This window comes from Streptomyces sp. NBC_00390 (assembly GCF_036057275.1).
In the GTDB taxonomy this organism is placed as follows: domain Bacteria; phylum Actinomycetota; class Actinomycetes; order Streptomycetales; family Streptomycetaceae; genus Streptomyces.
Window position 1 is genome coordinate 8047727 of record NZ_CP107945.1, and the last position, 15828, is coordinate 8063554.

Genomic DNA, 15828 nt, shown 5'->3' on the forward strand with positions numbered 1-15828 from the left:
TTCACTGGGCGTGAAGCCCTGAATCGCGCCCTTTCCACTGAGTGAGTAATTTCTTGATCAGGCGCCCTCGTGCACGGATGCCTGTGACAGCCCGAGGCAAGGAGAGCAACATGTCCCGACCCGTCGCAGTGGGAGTGGACGGCTCCGACGAGAGCCTGACGGCTCTGGACTGGGCAGCGGACGAGGCCGCGGCGCGTGGGACCACCCTCCGGCTGGTGTACGCGTCGCGATGGCAGGAGCACCAGCTCGCGGCCGTCAAACCGATCCGCGAGACCAGGGACGACGAGGCTCAGAGCCTGCTCGACGCGATGGAGAAGCGCGTTCAGAAGCGGCGGCCGAACGTCGTCACGGTCACCGAGGAGGTCGAGGATGCCCCCGCCCGTGTGCTGGTGGCCGCCGCCGCCGACGACGCGGGCCTGCTGGTCATGGGTTCACACGGACTCAGCGGTGCCGTGGGCTTCCTGGTCGGGTCCGTGGGGCAGGAGGTCGTGGGGGATGCGAAGCACCCGGTGGTCCTGGTCCGATCGGGTTACTCCGAGCACGGGGCCGGCGCCGCCGGAGGCGAGGAACGCCGCGGAGTCGTCCTCGGTCTGGACGTACATGACGTGAGGGACGAACTCCTTGACTTCGCCTTCGATTTCGCGGCGCGGCACGGCGTGCCGCTGCACATCCTGAACTCCTGGCACTTCCCGGCCTTCCGTCACCATGCGGGGGCTTCCGGCGGTGCGGACGCCGACTCGGGTACCAGGGCGGAGAGAGAGTCGGCGCTGTCGGACGCCGTACGCCCCTACCGGGACAAGTTCCCGCACGTGGAGGTGTCCGAGAAGGCCGCACCTGGCCGGGCGGCCGGCCATCTTGTCGACGCGGCGGCGAACGCGGGACTCGTGGTCGTCGGCCGTCGCCGGGCCGCGTCGGGCTCCCACATCGGATCGGTCACCCACGCCGTGATCCACCATGCCCCCTGCCCCGTGGCCGTCGTCCCGCATGCCTGACGACGAGCAGGGTGACACCTGGTGACGCTGTGCACCCTGCGTCACTGCACTCCTCACAGGGCCGCACAGCCGGGGCGCCCGGCGGACCGGTGGCCCCTCCGCAGCCGCCCGTACCGGCAGCACCTCGAACGGTCCCGCTGTCCGCGCTCCAGCCCGAGCAGGGCGTACCCGCGGCATCCGCGCCAATGCGACGCGGGGATGCCGATGCGCCGTCCACCGTGGGCGATCAGCGTGTTGACCGGCGCCATGGGGTCCGCGCCCATCACCTTGGCGATGACGACACCGGCCACCAGGGGCACGAGAACGCCCGCGAGGGCCGTGCCGGTGGCGGTCACGTGCCGCATACGGCGGCTGCGGGGTGAGCAGGGAGTCATGGCCGTCATTCGATCAGGCACGGGGCGGGAGGGGATCGGCCGGCGTACTCAGGAAGCCCTGCATCGGATACTCACCTGGAACTGCTGCCGCCGGCTCGCACCGTGCGGTACCGGGACGGTCGGAAATACAATGAACCCGCACTGTACGAGCCCAGCTGAACCCGTCCACAGTGCCCTACAGCAGTGGCCGGGCCAGTGGCCTTCGGGCGTATCTCGGAGAGGTCTATGACCCGGCGTCGTCCCATACGGTCGGCGACCGCCGACGATCTGCTGAGCACGCTCGGCCAGCTCACCGACCGCGTCCGGCAGGGCGCGGAGCGGCAGAAGGTCCGCGTCGAGCTGGCCGAGGCCCTGCAGCGCGCCACACTGCCGGCCGGTCTTCCGTCGCCGGGCTGTCTGAGTGTCGCCGCCCGGTACGCGCCGGCACGCAACGGCCTGGACATAGGCGGGGACTGGTACGACGGTTTCGTCCTGCCCGACGGCTCTCTCGGCTTCTCGATCGGCGACGTACAGGGCCACGGCGTCGAGGCCGCGGCGTTCATGGGGCAGGTCCGCATCGGGTTGCGAGCCGTCGCCATCGCCACCACCGACCCCGGCGAGATCCTCGGACGGGCCAACGACCTCCTGCTCTCGGTGGACCATGGGCTTTTCGCGACCTGCAGCTTCCTGCGCTTCGACCCGGTCACGGCGGAGTTGCAGAGCGCGCGCGCAGGACATGTGCCCGCCGTGTGGGCGACAGCGAGCGGGGAAGGCGGGGTGGCCGAGGACGAGGGTGGCGTGCCCCTTGGGATCCTGCCCGGAGAGAAGTACCCCGTGGCACGGCGGCGACTGCTGCCCGGCGACGCGTACGTCCTGCTCACGGACGGCGTCGTGGAAGGACCCTCGTACCCCATCGAGGCGGGCCTGGACGCGGTGGCCGGCCTGGTCCGCTCCGGCGTGCGGTCCGGCGTGGGGGCGGGGGAACTGGCCTCCCACGTGATGGGGGTGGCGGAGCTCAACGACCACACCGACGACGCCGCCGTCCTGGTGTTGCTCCACCGTCCGCAGGAAGCAGCCGCGGGAGACCCGCCGGCCGGCCCTCGGTAGATCGCGAACGCCGCTAGCGCGTGTCAGAGCGACGCGGGCGTGAGGACGTTGTGTGATGTCAGGCGTGGTCTGCCGCGAGAGAGTCCGACGTCCTGCCGCAGCGCTGCTGCGGATCCTCGCCGTCGCCGCCGCCTACTGGGCGAGCGGGCAGATCGGCCTCCTCGAGCAGGTCGTCGTGGAGGGGGCGGTCGTCACGCCGCTGTGGCCGCCCACCGGTATCGCCCTCAGCTGCCTGCTGTGGATGGGGATCCGGGTATGGCCCGGTATCGCGCTCGGCGCGTTCCTGACGATGGCCTCGCTGGAAACGGTGCGCGTGGCGTTCCTCGGCGTCATTGCCGGAAACACGATCGCACCGGTGGCGGCGTATCTCGTTCTCCGGCGCATCGGTTTCCGCACGGAGCTCGACAGACTGCGGGACGGGCTGTCGCTGGTGTGCGTCGGCGCGGGCAGCATGCTCATCAGCGCGACCATGGGCACCGGCACCGTGGTGCTCAGCGGCTCGCTGACGGCGGACGAATTCTGGCCGGTCTGGCTGGCGTGGTGGGCAGGGGACGTGATGGGGGTCCTGGTCGTCACCCCGCTGCTGCTGGTGCTGCGCCGGGCCCGGATGCCGCGGGACACGAGGCCGTACTGGTGGACCGAGGGTGTGGCCCTCTGCCTGGCGTCGCTCGGCATCATGTTCCATGCCACTCGCAGTGAGCTGCCGCTGCTGTTCATGGCGTTCCCGATGCTCATCTGGGCCGCGCTGCGTTATCAGCTGCCGGGCGCGGCGGTGGGCGCGCTCCTGATCTCGGTGCTGGCGATCTCGGCGGCGACGTCCGGCAAGGGACCGTTCGAGGGTCGCACTCTGCCGGAGGTCATGGTCATCCTGCAGGCGCTCAACGGGGCCGCCGCACTGACCGCCCTGCTGCTGGCCGCGATCGTCACCGAGCAGATCGGCATCCGCCGCAGGATCGAGGAGGCGTGCTCGGCCCTGGCGGACGTCGTCGACCAGCTCGCGCCGGGTGAGACCGCCCACCTGTGGCCCTTGCCGGACGGCAGGAAGGGCGAAGGCGGCCGGTAGCGCTCTGTCGGGTCCCGCGTGTGACTCAGGCGCGCCCGGTCCGGCACGAGCCGCAGACGCATCGCCGCGACGCCAGCGATGCATGTCACGGAAAAGAGGGAAGGGGGTGAGTGTGAAGGGTGACGAGGGCAAAGACCAGGACGTCGAGAGTCTGCTGGACGGCTTGACGGTCGACCAGAGCAGACCGGAGCAGCCGATTCTGCTCGATGAGTCGGGCCGTGCGATCCGGACGTGGCGCGAGAACTATCCGTACGACACCAAGCTGCGGCGCAAAGAGTACGAGCAGCGCAAGCGGGTGCTGCAGATCGAGCTGCTCAAGCTTCAGCGATGGGTCAAGGACACCGGTCAGCGGCTCATCGTGATCTTCGAGGGGCGTGACGCCGCGGGGAAGGGCGGCACCATCCAGCGGTTCACCGAGCGCCTCAACCCCCGTGGAGCCCGCGTCGTGGCGCTGGAGAAACCCACGGAGCGTGAGAGGACGCAGTGGTACTTCCAGCGCTATGTCGCGCATCTGCCGTCAGCCGGGGAGATCGTCTTCTTCGACCGCTCCTGGTACAACAGGGCCGGCGTCGAGCGCGTCATGGACTTCTGCTCCAAGGACGAGTACCAACTGTTCCTGCACCAGTGCCCGCTCTTCGAGCGCATGCTGGTGGAGGACGGGATTGTGCTGGTGAAATTCTGGTTCTCCGTGTCCAGGACGGAGCAGCGCACCCGTTTCGCGATCCGTCAGGTGGACCCGGTCAGGCAGTGGAAACTCTCGCCGACGGACGTGGCTTCGCTGGACCGCTGGGACGACTACACCGCGGCGAAGGTCGACATGCTCCGCGCCACCGACACCCCCGAAGCTCCCTGGACGGTCGTCAAGAGCAACGACAAGAAGCGCGGCAGGCTCGAGGCCATGCGCAGTCTGCTCCGGCGCTGTGACTACGTCAGCAAGGACGTCGAGGCAGTCGGCGAACCGGACCCCTTGATCGTGGGCGCCGCCAACACCCTGCTGGAATCCGGTGAGGAGCCCACAGCCCTCTCGCCCACTCCGCTCGCACATCCTGCTGTCGCCCCCGGAGCACACCCCACGGAGGATCCCCCGCAACACTGAGGGGATGAGACGGCGAGCCTCGGGTACGCGTGCGGCACACACCCACACACGACAGGAGGAGACCCTCATGAAGCGTCCCCGCCAGCACGGCAAGCCCCACCTCAGCGCTCACGAAGAGGTGACGCGTGAGATCAGGGACGCCGAACCGGACGTGGTGGAGCGCCGCCGCGCCGAGAGCGTGTCAGGCGGTCTCACCGTGGGCGGAACCGCCCAGGAGAACACGCGCACGGGCGACACCGAGGGCCGGTAACCGGCCGCCGGGGGCGCCGCCTCCCCGGGTCTCACAAGGCGAGAGTGTCGTCGTGAGAGCCGGCATTCGAGGCGGGTGCGGTCGGTCGCATCGCGGCGTTGCGGGCGGTGCCGTGCCATTCGAGGAAGACGACGGTGGCGTCGTCGGACAAGTGGTTCTCATGGTGCTGCAGCACCGCGCGCATGAGGCGGCGCAGCGTCTCGGGGACCGGCAGTCCGTCGGCCTGGTGGCGGACGATGAAGTCGACGAACCTGTCCAGTCCGAATTCGCGGCCCAGCGCGTCGCGGGCTTCGGTGATGCCGTCGGTGTACAGCAGCAGGCGGTCGCCCGGCTCCAGATGCTCCTGGCGGACGATGGCAGGCAGGCCGAGGTCTGTTCCCATCGGGTGGGTGGGTGGACAGTGCAGTGTGGTGACCCACCGACCCCCACGGATCACGACCGGTGGCAGGTGCCCGCAATTGATCCAGCTCAGCTCTCCGGTGCGGCTGTCGAGGTCGGCGAGGATGCCGGTGGCGTAGCGGTCGTGATGGAACTCGTTCAGCAGCGTCTGCTCGATGGCGCGAGCGGTGCTGATGAGGTCATGGCCTTCCCGCCGTTGGGCGCGGCAGGTCGCCACAGCGAGGTTTGCGGTGAGCCCGGCTGCTCTGTCGTGTCCCATGGCATCGAAGATGGCCAGGTGCACCGTGTCCGCGTCGGTCGCGTAGTCGAAGGCGTCACCGGCGACCTTGTAGGCCGGCTCCATCGCGGCACCGAGCGCGATCTGCTCATTGGCGAACGCCAGCGGCGGCATCAGCTTCCACTGCATCTCCGCGGCGACATTCATCGTTTCCGTACGCACCAGGCGGGCGTGAGCGTCGCTGAACGGCTGTTTGCTGACCATCAGCAATGCCGTGAGCGACGACAGATGCATCAGCGTGGCACGTGCCTGCTCCTCAGGTGTGCCCTCGGCGACATCCGCCCGCAGCACTCCCAGCCGCTGCGTTCCGTCCAGCACCGGAACCCAGTACCGGGTGCGGCCCGACTCTGCGACCGGGGACGAAAGGATGCGCGTCTCACGGAAGGCCACCCCGGGCAGCGTGGACTCCACGGCGAACTCCTCGCCGCCTTCGCCTGCGTCGAGGCCGCGGCCGGTGAGTTCCCGTAGCACCAGCTGGCGCAGATCGGTGACGAAGACACGGGCGCCGTATGCGCCCACCAGCTCGGCCTGCCGGGCCAGCAGGCCGGGCAGTTGCTCGATGCCTGTCAGATGGCCCGCCTGCAGGATGCCGGTGAGGCACCGCAGGACGCTCTCCGTGTCTGCCATGGCCTTCCGTTCCAGCGCCGGGACGGCTGCCCGCTCGACGACGGTGTTCGTCGGGCGCGCTCGTCACCCAGCCTAGGTTGCGCCGTACGCCGACGCCCGGCCGTCCTGCGCCGGTCGGATCGAATCCGGGGCAGTCCTGGACGCCGGCGCGGAGGAGAACGGCGACGGAGACGGTCTTGTAATGCACATGGTCCGTGGATCACCATGGCGCGTGCCTCACGATCCGCTCACAAGGCGCTCACAGGGCACTCACAGCACACGTATGCATGCACCTCCACCTGGCGCACACGACGCATGAGGAGAGACTACGTGGCACGAAGAAGCAGACCGTTACGAGCGGCGCTCGCTGCCCTCACCGCCATACTGCTGTTACCCCTCGGCGCAGGTGTCGCGGCCGCCGCGCCCGAGCCGCCGCCCACACTGAGCCCGGCCGAGCGGAAGATCGAACCCGCACTGCGGGTCCAGCTCGACGAGGGCAAGGCCGCCTTCTGGGTCTACCTCGACAGCGCCGCCGACCTCAGCGCCGCCGCACGGCAGAGCAGCAAGGCAGGCAAGGGCGAAGCCGTCTTCCGGGCAAAAACGGAGCACGCCGCCCGTACCCAGGCAGGACTGATCAAGGCCCTGGACGGGGTCAAGGCCGAGTACACCTCGTACTGGATCGTCAACGCGCTGCGCGTCGTCGGCACCGAGAAGCTCGCCGGCACCCTTGCCCAGCGGCCCGAGGTCGCCCGTATCGACGCCGACGACAAGGTGACCATCCCCAAGCCCGCCAAGGGCGACCGGGAGGGTGCCGTGGACGCCGTCGAGTGGAACATCGACCGCATCAAGGCCCCCCAGGTGTGGGACCAGTTCGGTGTCCGCGGCGAGGGCATGGTCGTCGCGAACATCGACAGCGGAGTGGACCACCAGCATCCGGCCGTCCGTGGGCAGTACCGCGGTCTCGGTGCCGGGGGAGCGTACGACCACAACTACAACTGGTTCGACCCGGCCGGGGTGTGCGCCGGGGCCGCGCCCTGCGACAACAACGACCACGGCACCCACACCATGGGCACGATGGTCGGTGACGACGGCGGCGCCAACAAGATCGGAGTCGCACCCGGCGCCAAGTGGATCGCCGCCAAGGGCTGCGAGACCAGCTCCTGCTCCGAGGCATCCCTGCTCGCCTCCGGACAGTGGATCGTCGCGCCCACCGATCTGAACCGCCAGAACCCGCGTCCCGATCTCGCGCCGCACATCGTGAACAACTCGTGGGGCAGTTCGGTGCACGACGACTGGTACCAGCAGATCGTCGACACCTGGCGCGCCGCGGGTATCTTCCCTGCCTTCTCCAACGGCAACTCCGGGCCCTCCTGCGCCACCAGCGGTTCCCCCGGCGACTACACCGCGTCGTACAGCTCCGGCGCCTTCGACATCAACAACACGATCGCGTCGTTCTCCTCGCGCGGTGCGGGGCCCGGCGGCACGATCAAGCCGAATATCGCCGCCCCTGGCGTCAACGTCCGCTCCTCCGTGCGCAACGGCGGATACGGGTCGTTCTCCGGTACGTCGATGGCCTCACCGCACACCGCCGCCACCGTGGCCCTGATGTGGTCCGCCGCGCCCGCCCTCGAAGGCGACATCGCCCAGACCGAGGCCCTGCTGGACGGCACCGCGGTCGACACCGACAACACCACCTGTGGCGGCACCGCCGCCGACAACAACGTGTTCGGCGAGGGCCGGCTCGATGCGCTCGCAGCGGTCCAGGCCGCACCGCGCGGCGCGGTCGGCGCGCTGACCGGCACCGTCCGCTCCGGCGGGGAACCGGTGGCCGGAGCGAGGATCACCGCCGACGGCCCCTCCGACCGCACCGCCACGACGGCTGCCGACGGCAGCTACAGCTTCCCGGCACTGTCGGTCGGCGACTACACACTGACGGCCGGCAAGTTCGGCTACGGACAGGAGTCCGCGACTGCGTCCGTCACCGAAGGAACCACCGCCACCAGCGACTTCACACTGACGCAGGCGCCTTCCGCGAAGGTCACCGGCACCGTCTCCTCCTCCGCGGGCCCCGTCGCCGGCGCGGCCGTGACCGTCGCCGACACCCCGGTGACCGCCACCACCGACGAACAGGGCCGCTTCGAAGCCACCCTGCCGCTCGGTACATACGACATACGGGCCACCCACTCGTCCCGCTGCGTCACCCCGGGCAGCACCCGTGTGACACTCACCGCCGACACCACGGCGGCCGTGACCCTCCCCGACCGCATCGACACCTACGGCTACGCGTGCGCCGCGGCGGACCGCACCTATGTGCCCGGCGACCGGCAGCTCGCGCTGACCGGTGACAACACCACCGAACGCGTCGATCTGCCGTTCTCCGTACCCCTGTACGGCAAGACGTACGGCACGGCATACGTCGGCACCAACGGCACCGTCAGCTTCGGCGGCGCGCACACCGGCGACGTCAACGGCGACATCCCGAGCACCGGCACGCCCAACGCAGCGCTCTACCCGTTCTGGGACGATCTGATGGTCGGCGCGCCCGGCACCGGCTCAGGTGTCTTCACCGCTGTCACCGGCTCCGCGCCCCACCGCTCCTTCGTCATCGAGTGGCGCCAGGTGTCCCACTGGTCCGCGCAGAACGACACGTTCTCCTTCTCCGCCGTGATCGGCGAGGACGGGCGGGTGTCCTACCACTACAAGGACACCACCGGAACCGGCCTGAAAGCCGGGTCCAGTGCCACGATCGGCGTGGAGAACGCCACCGGCACGGACGCCTTGCGCTACTCGTTCAACAGCGCCGTGCTGGGCGACGGGCTGTCGGTGGCCTTCCGCACCACCAAGAGCGGCGTGGTGGCCGGCCGGGTGCTCGACGCCAACGACGGCAAGGGCGTCGAAGGGGCAACGGTCACCGTGGGCGCCGGGAGTTCGGCGGTCACCGCCACGACGGCCGCCGACGGCGGGTACGTCGTCCAGAGTCCGTCCGGCGAGCAGCAGGTGTCGCTGACCGCCCCCGCGTACCAGTCCGCGCAGAGCACGGTGCAGGTCACGGCGGGTGAGGTCAGCGGCGTCACGCAGTCCCTCAGGACCGGCAAGGTCACAGCATCCCGCCCGTCCCTGGACGTGGTGGCGCCACCACAGCAGCGGCGGACGCGTACGTTCGACCTCACCAACCCGGGCTTCGGCACGGCGTTCACGGTGACGGAGGACGCGCCGTGGCTGACGGCGACCCCGGCGGGCGGTGACCTTCCGACCGGGGCGAAGGTGCCGGTCACCCTCACCGTCGACACCACCGGCATGGAGCCCGGCACGGTCCTGACGGCCGATGTGAAGATCACCTCGGTGAGCGGGCGCAGTCCCGTTCTGACCGTACCGGTGAAGATGATCGTGCCCCGCTACCAGATGGCGCTCGACTCGGGCGCCGGCGCCGGCAGCGTGGACGCCGCGGGCGACGCCTGGTCACCGGACCGCAGGTACTCGGCCGGTTCGTACGGCTACCAGGGCAACTCCGGTACCAGGTCCACCAGCCGTACGATCGCGGGCACGAACGAGCAGAAGCTGTACCGCAGCGCCCGCGAGGGCATGTACGAGTACCGCTTCGACAATGTGCCGAACGGGGTCTACACGGTGGAGCTCGGCTTCGCCGAACTGTCCTCGACGAGGCCGAACAAGCGCGTCTTCGATGTGCTCGCCGAGGGCGCCGAGGTGCTGCCCGCCCTCGACATCGCGCTGGAGGCGGGCAGTTACACCGCCCTGACGCGCACGTACACGGTCACCGTCACCGACGGGACCCTGAACGTACGCTTCGCAGCCCGCGGCGGGTACGGAAAGCCCCTGCTCAACAGCCTTCGGGTGACCGAGCGGCCCGACAAGAGCTGACCGTACGCACGCACTCACAGGGCGGGGCGCCCCGCGGCGCCCCGCCCTACCCCCCGCCGCCGGCGTTCTGCGGGTGTGTGAGGTTCACGCCGGTGCGCGGGTCGAACAGGTGCATCCGGGATGTGTCGACCCACAGTTCGGCCGGTGCCCCTTCACGGATCCGTGTGGCGGCGCTGAGGCGGGTGACGATCTGGTGTTCGGTGGTCCCGGTGTCGAAGACGCCGGAGTCTGCGGCGAGTTCTTCCAGTTCCGTGGTCGTGGTGGGCCGCCAGGCGGTCTCGGTGAAGTAGGCGTACACATCCGATCCGAGTGACTCGACCACGTCCACGGTGGTGGTGAAAGCGGTGCCCGTGCGGCCAGGGTCGACCAGTGCGGCATCCTCGAAGGCCTCGGGGCGCAGCCCCACGATCAGATCCCGGGGGGCGCCCTGCGACTCGAGCTGCCTCAGTGTCCGTGCCTCCGGCGCGAGTTCGCCGACGGACGTGCGCACGGTGTTCTCCTCCAGCGTCGCGTTCAGGAAGTTCATGGCGGGGGAGCCGATGAAACCTGCGACGAACAGATTGCGCGGCTCGTCGTAGAGATGCTGCGGTGTGCCGACCTGCTGGACGACGCCGCCTCGCATGACGACGACGCGGTCGCCGAGCGTCATCGCCTCCGTCTGGTCGTGGGTGACGTAGACGGTGGTGGTGCCGAGGCGCTGCTGGAGACGGGAGATCTGGGTGCGCATCTGCACCCGGAGTTTGGCGTCGAGATTGGACAGCGGCTCGTCCATCAGGAAGGCCTTGGGGTCGCGGACGATGGCCCTGCCCATCGCCACGCGCTGGCGCTGTCCGCCGGACAGGTTCGCCGGCTTGCGTTCCAGATGCTCGGTCAGATCGAGGATCCGCGCGGCTTCGTCGACCTTGGTGCGGATGACGGCCTTGTCGACCTTGGCCAGGCGCAGGGCGAAGCCCATGTTGTCGCGCACGCTCATGTGCGGGTACAGGGCGTAGCTCTGGAACACCATGGCGATGTCACGGTCCTTGGGCGCCTTGTCGTTGACGACCTGACCGCCGATGCGCAGGGTTCCTTCGGTGATTTCCTCGAGTCCGGCGATCATGTTGAGCGTGGTGGACTTGCCGCATCCGGAGGGTCCGACCAGGATGACGAACTCCCCGTCCCCGACGGTGAGGTCGACGTCGCGGACCGCCAGGGCACCGTCGGGGTATCGCTTGGTGACGCCCTCGAGAACGATCTCGGCCACGGTCAGTGCTCCTTGTGCTGAGGACCGGCCAGGCCGGTCAGCCCTTGACGGCCCCGGAGGTGAGTCCGGCGACGATGCGCCGCTGGAACAGCAGCACGAAGACGATGATCGGAACGGTGATGACGACCGCGGCGGCGGCGATCGAACCGGTGGGCTGGGCGAACTGGCTGCTGCCGGTGAAGAACGCGATGGCCGCCGGGACGGTGCGGGCCGCGGTGGTCGAGGTCAGCGAGATCGCGAACAGGAAGTCGTTCCAGCAGAAGATGAAGACCAGAATTGCCGTGGTGAACACACCGGGCGCCGCCAGCGGGGCGATCACCAGCCGGAACGCCTGGGCGGGGGTAGCGCCGTCGACCTTGGCCGCCTTCTCCAGATCCCAGGGAATCTCCCGGAAGAACGCCGAGAGCGTGTAGATCGCGAGCGGGAGGGAGAAGGTCATGTACGGGATGATGAGACCCGGCCAGGTGTCGAAGAGGCCCAGGATCCGCTCGAGGTTGAACAGCGGGGAGACCAGCGAGATCGGCGGGAACATCGCGATCAGCAGGGACATCCCGATCAGCAGCCCCTTGCCGGGGAAGCGCAGCCTGGCCACCGCATAGGCCGCAAGGGTCCCCAGCACCACGGCGATCGCCGTCGCGATCAGCGCGATGCCGACGGAATTGATCAGGGCACGGGTGAATTCCGAGGTCTGGAAAATGCCTCGGTAGTTGTCCCATGTCCACTTGCTCGGAATGAAATTGCCGTCGGTGAGGGTGCTCGGATCCTTGAACGACAGGGACGCGATCCACAGCACCGGGAAGAGTGCATAGGCGATCACCACCACATTGGCGACCGTCCAGCCCGTCACATGCCGCTCGCCCGCACGGGCCATCAGCGTCCCACCTCCCCCGCGCCGGGGGCCGCGGCCCCGAACAGCCTGATGAAGACGAAGGCGATCAGCGCGACGCACAGGAAGATGAGCACGGAGACTGCCGAGCCGATGCCGAGGTTGAGCGCGGTGAAGAGATTGTCGTAGCCGAGGATCGACACCGAACCGGTGCCGTGCGCCCCCGAGGTCAGGATGTAGATGTTGTCGAAGACCCGGAAGGCGTCCAGGGTGCGGAAGAGTAGCGCCACGAGGATGGCGGGTTTCATCAGCGGAACCGTCACCAGGGTGAACCGCTGCCAGGCGGTGGCGCCGTCCACCTGCGCGGCACGCAGGGTCTCCTCCGGCACCAGGGCGAGCCCCGCAAGCAGCAGCAGGGCCATGAACGGGGTGGTCTTCCACACCTCGGCCAGGATGATCAGTCCGATCGCGGGCCACTGCTCGGTCAGCGGGGCGTCGCCCGCCGGCAGCAGTGCGGCGAGGTAGCCGGTGCCGGGCGTCCAGGCGTACTGCCAGGAGAAGGCGGCGACCACGGTGACGATGCCGTACGGGATCAGGATCGCTGTGCGCACGGTCCCGCGCGCGAAGATCGTACGGTGCATGACGAGGGCGAGCACGAAGCCGAGGACGAGCTCCACCGCCACGGAGACGAACGTGATGACCAGCGTCACCCAGAACGCCTGCCACCAGAACTCGGAGGAGAGCACCGCACCGTAATTGCTCAGCCCCACGAAGCGCGCCTGGTTCGGGAAGCGCAGGTCGTAGCGCTGCAACGAGAGATAGACGGCGTAGCCGACGGGGTAGGCCGTGACCGCCAGCATGACGATGACAGCGGGGGCGCAGAGCAGCCGGCCCAGCCGCCGTTCCTGCCGCGCGCCCTCGGACAGCGCCATGGCCTTGCCCGGCGCCGGGGCCGGCCCGGCGGCGTGCGCGGGCGCCGGTCGGTTCACGGGATCAGTCCCTTGGACTCGAGGGCGTCCTGGATCTGGCTGCCGATGCGCTCCACGTCGCTGCGCGGCTCGATGCCGGACGGCGGCGAGAGCGTGTGCGAGATCGCGATGGACACGTTCTGGTAGGCGGGGGTCTTGGGCCTGATGCTGGCGCTCTCGAGCGCCGCCAGCACCTGCGCGGCGAACGGATAGTCCTTGACCAGCGCCGGGTCGGAATACAGCGAACGCAGCGTGGGCGGCAGACCGCCCTGAAGTGCCGCCGTCATCTGGTTCTGCCGGTTGCGCAGGCACAGTGCGGCCTCGAAGGCCAGGCCGGCGTGGCGTGAGTAGGCCCCGACGGCGAGGTCGATGCCGCCGATCGTGGGCTTCGCGGGTCGCCCCGCCTGCACGCGGGGGTAGGACGCCCAGCGGAAGTTCTTGAACAGCTTCGGGTTGTTGGCCTTCATCGACGGATAGACGAACGGGTAGTTGACCTCGAAGGCGGCGGTTCCCGACTCCATGGCCAGCCGGTTCTGGTCCTCCATCTGGTTGGACAGGGACGGGTCGGCAGCCGGTGAGGTGGCAAGGTCGCGCATGACGGTGGCAGCCCGGACGGCGGGCGGGCCGAGCGAAGGAGCGGTCGCGCGGGCATTGAGGATCGAACCCCCGGCGCTCTCGACGAGCGAGTTGAACCAGACCGTCAGCCCTTCGTACTGGGCCCCCTGGATCTCCACGTAGTGCGGCTTGCCCCGCTCGGCGAGAGCACGTGCCATGTCCAGCATCTCGGCCCAGGTCGTGGGCGGCGTGGGGACGATGTCGTCGCGGTACCAGAGCAGTTGGGTGTTCGTGTTGTAAGGAACCGCGTAGAGCCTGCCCTTCCACGTCGCCGTCTCGAGAGGCACTTCGAGAGTGTCCTGGCGGGCACGCCGGAGGTTCGCGCCGCTCCAGGGCAGAATCCACTTCGCCTCGGCGAACTCGGCGGGCCAGGTGACATCGAGCCCGAGGATGTCGACGGTGCTGTCCCGGGCGGCGAGCCGCCGCACGAGTTGCTGGCGCTGGCCGTCCGCCGTACGCGGAAGCTTGTTGTACGCGACCCGGTACCGCCCGCCCGAAGCCTTCGTGCAGTTGTCTGCCGCAGTCGCAAGGGCCCCGGAGTCGTCGGGGAAGTTGTACCAGTTCAAGGTGACCGGTCCGGTGCCGGTGGGGGAGTCGCAGGCGCTCGCGAGCACCGCGAGCAGCGGGAGTGCCGCAAGAGACCGCAGAAGGCGTACGGCGCTGTGCCGCGGTGTGTTCGTGCCGTGGATCCGGTGAGGGCGGAGAATCCTCTGCACGCTCTCCACGCGGCTTCACGCCCCTTTGATCCGGCAGCTTCGAGTGGGCGTCGAGCACCCGATCCCGCCGACGGTATGTGCGTCGATGCCACTGATCCCAGCTGGAGAAACGTGTCGTGGCAGGGTGCACCCGGATGGCGGCACGGTCGCCGCGATCCGTGCCGGACACAGGGTGAACGGAATGAGTGATGAGTCTGTGGTCCTGCGCCCCGTGGCAGAGGACGATCTTCCGCTGCTCGAGCAGTTCCTGACAGATCCGCAGGCGACCGGGCCGTTCCAATGGCTGGGATGGTCGGATCCGGGGCGCTGGCGGCGCCGCTGGACGCAGGACGGCCTGCTCGGCGATGACGGCGGACAGCTGATGGTGGTGACCGGCGCCGAGCGGCTGGGCTTCGTGGCCTGGCGGAAGGTCGCGACCTCTCGGGCCTCGTACTGCTGGAACATCGGAGCGCAGCTGGTGCCGGAGGGCCGAGGCAGGGGTGTCGGCACGCAGGCCCAGCGGCTGCTGGTGCGGTATCTCTTCGGACATACGCCGGTGGTCAGGCTCGAGGCGGACACCGAGGCGGAGAACATCGCGGAACAGCGCGCACTCGAGAAGTCCGGCTTCACCCGGGAGGGCGTGCTGCGCAGTCTCGTGTTCCGGGACGGGCAGTGGCGGGACGTCGTGCGCTACAGCGTGCTGCGGGACGAGACCGTCCCGGCAGGCGCACCCGGGCAGCCCGGCACCGGTGGCGGGCACCTGGCCTGAAGCCCTGATTCAGGTGCCGAGGCTGCTGCCGGGGTGAGCCGCGTCTCACCCGGGTGGTGCCCCTTGCCTATGCAACGAGTTGCATAGAAGGATCGGGGTATGGCGCTGGAACACGCGATCCTTGTCTCTCTGCTGGAGAAACCGGGCTCCGGCTACGAGCTCGCCCGGCGGTTCGAGCGGTCCATCGGATACTTCTGGACCGCCACCCATCAGCAGATCTACCGCGTCCTCAAACGTATGGAGAGCGACGGCTGGATCGACGTCCGTGAGGTGCCGCAGCAGGCCCGGCCGGACAAGAAGGAGTACTCCGTCGCCGCCCTCGGCCGGACCGTCCTGTCCCGCTGGCTGCACGAGCCGATCGAACCCGAGAGCGTCCGGCACGACCTCGCGGTGAAGATCCGCGGCGCGGCCTTCGACGACCCGGCCGCGCTGATCCGCGAGGTCGAGCGCCATCACCAGACGCACTCCGACCGCCTTGCGCACTACCTCGCGGGGGAAGTGCGTGACTTCACCGGACCCGAGGCGCCGCCGGCCGCCGACGCCGCGCGCGAGCTCCAGCACGTCGTGCTGCGCGGTGGCATCGCGTACGAGCGGATGACGCTCGCCTGGCTCGACGACGTGCTCGCCACCCTCCGCCGGCTCGGCCCCGGAAGCTGACCCCGGCGCGGGGAGCGACCCGCCGCCCGACGA

General features: G+C 69.3%; 14 protein-coding genes. 8 read left to right on the top strand and 6 right to left on the bottom strand.

Features of this window, described 5'->3' with window-relative positions; genetic code table 11:
• Positions 1-110 precede the first annotated feature (110 nt).
• A complete protein-coding gene (locus tag OHS70_RS35855; RefSeq protein ID WP_328404604.1) occupies positions 111-992 on the top strand; it encodes a universal stress protein in 882 nt (293 codons plus the stop codon).
• Between the two features lie 53 nt (positions 993-1045).
• Here the strand turns inward: OHS70_RS35855 and OHS70_RS35860 are convergent, their stop codons facing one another.
• Positions 1046-1366 carry a hypothetical protein gene (locus OHS70_RS35860; RefSeq protein WP_328404606.1) on the bottom strand — a complete coding sequence of 107 codons (321 nt, stop codon included), beginning with the start codon at positions 1364-1366 and terminating at the stop codon, positions 1046-1048.
• A gap of 225 nt (positions 1367-1591) precedes the next feature.
• On the opposite strand from OHS70_RS35860, the gene OHS70_RS35865 reads away from it, so the two are divergent.
• The 4 genes from OHS70_RS35865 (at position 1592) to OHS70_RS35880 (ending at position 4861) form a co-directional block, all read left to right on the top strand.
• Positions 1592-2452, top strand: a complete 861-nt coding sequence (locus OHS70_RS35865) for a PP2C family protein-serine/threonine phosphatase (RefSeq protein ID WP_328404608.1) — start codon at positions 1592-1594, stop codon at positions 2450-2452.
• A gap of 55 nt (positions 2453-2507) precedes the next feature.
• Positions 2508-3515: an MASE1 domain-containing protein gene (locus OHS70_RS35870; protein WP_443062702.1), complete on the top strand. Its 1008-nt coding sequence runs from the start codon at positions 2508-2510 to the stop codon at positions 3513-3515.
• A gap of 82 nt (positions 3516-3597) precedes the next feature.
• A complete protein-coding gene (ppk2, locus tag OHS70_RS35875) occupies positions 3598-4611 on the top strand; it encodes a polyphosphate kinase 2 (RefSeq protein ID WP_443062703.1) in 1014 nt (337 codons plus the stop codon).
• Positions 4612-4678: 67 nt separating this feature from the next.
• On the top strand, positions 4679-4861 hold the full coding sequence (locus OHS70_RS35880; RefSeq protein ID WP_328404612.1) for a hypothetical protein: 183 nt from the start codon (positions 4679-4681) through the stop codon (positions 4859-4861).
• Positions 4862-4892: 31 nt separating this feature from the next.
• On the opposite strand, the gene OHS70_RS35885 is transcribed toward OHS70_RS35880, so the two are convergent.
• Positions 4893-6164, bottom strand: coding sequence for a PP2C family protein-serine/threonine phosphatase (locus tag OHS70_RS35885; RefSeq protein ID WP_328404614.1), 1272 nt, complete (start codon positions 6162-6164; stop codon positions 4893-4895).
• A 309-nt stretch (positions 6165-6473) separates the two neighbouring features.
• On the opposite strand from OHS70_RS35885, the gene OHS70_RS35890 reads away from it, so the two are divergent.
• Entirely contained in the window at positions 6474-10022 is a 3549-nt protein-coding gene (locus tag OHS70_RS35890) for a S8 family serine peptidase (RefSeq protein ID WP_328404616.1), read from the top strand.
• Between the two features lie 46 nt (positions 10023-10068).
• Here OHS70_RS35890 and OHS70_RS35895 read toward each other — a convergent pair whose 3' ends face one another.
• The 4 genes from OHS70_RS35895 to OHS70_RS35910 are packed head-to-tail and all read right to left on the bottom strand — an operon-like array spanning position 10069 to position 14390.
• Positions 10069-11265 carry an ABC transporter ATP-binding protein gene (locus tag OHS70_RS35895; protein WP_328404619.1) on the bottom strand — a complete coding sequence of 399 codons (1197 nt, stop codon included), beginning with the start codon at positions 11263-11265 and terminating at the stop codon, positions 10069-10071.
• A 37-nt stretch (positions 11266-11302) separates the two neighbouring features.
• Entirely contained in the window at positions 11303-12136 is an 834-nt protein-coding gene (locus tag OHS70_RS35900) for a carbohydrate ABC transporter permease (protein WP_328404620.1), read from the bottom strand.
• Positions 12136-13023 carry a carbohydrate ABC transporter permease gene (locus OHS70_RS35905; RefSeq protein ID WP_328406141.1) on the bottom strand — a complete coding sequence of 296 codons (888 nt, stop codon included), beginning with the start codon at positions 13021-13023 and terminating at the stop codon, positions 12136-12138. Before OHS70_RS35905 ends, OHS70_RS35900 begins: the two co-directional genes overlap by 1 nt.
• 53 nt (positions 13024-13076) lie before the next feature.
• The gene (locus OHS70_RS35910) at positions 13077-14390 is read right to left on the bottom strand and encodes an ABC transporter substrate-binding protein (protein ID WP_328404621.1); all 1314 of its coding nucleotides are present in this window, start codon (positions 14388-14390) and stop codon (positions 13077-13079) included.
• A gap of 181 nt (positions 14391-14571) precedes the next feature.
• Here OHS70_RS35910 and OHS70_RS35915 point away from each other — a divergent pair, with 181 nt between their 5' ends.
• Together OHS70_RS35915 and OHS70_RS35920 are read left to right on the top strand one after the other, a co-directional pair.
• Positions 14572-15138, top strand: a complete 567-nt coding sequence (locus OHS70_RS35915; protein ID WP_328404623.1) for a GNAT family N-acetyltransferase — start codon at positions 14572-14574, stop codon at positions 15136-15138.
• A 99-nt stretch (positions 15139-15237) separates the two neighbouring features.
• A complete protein-coding gene (locus OHS70_RS35920; protein ID WP_328404625.1) occupies positions 15238-15795 on the top strand; it encodes a PadR family transcriptional regulator in 558 nt (185 codons plus the stop codon).
• Positions 15796-15828 lie beyond the last annotated feature (33 nt).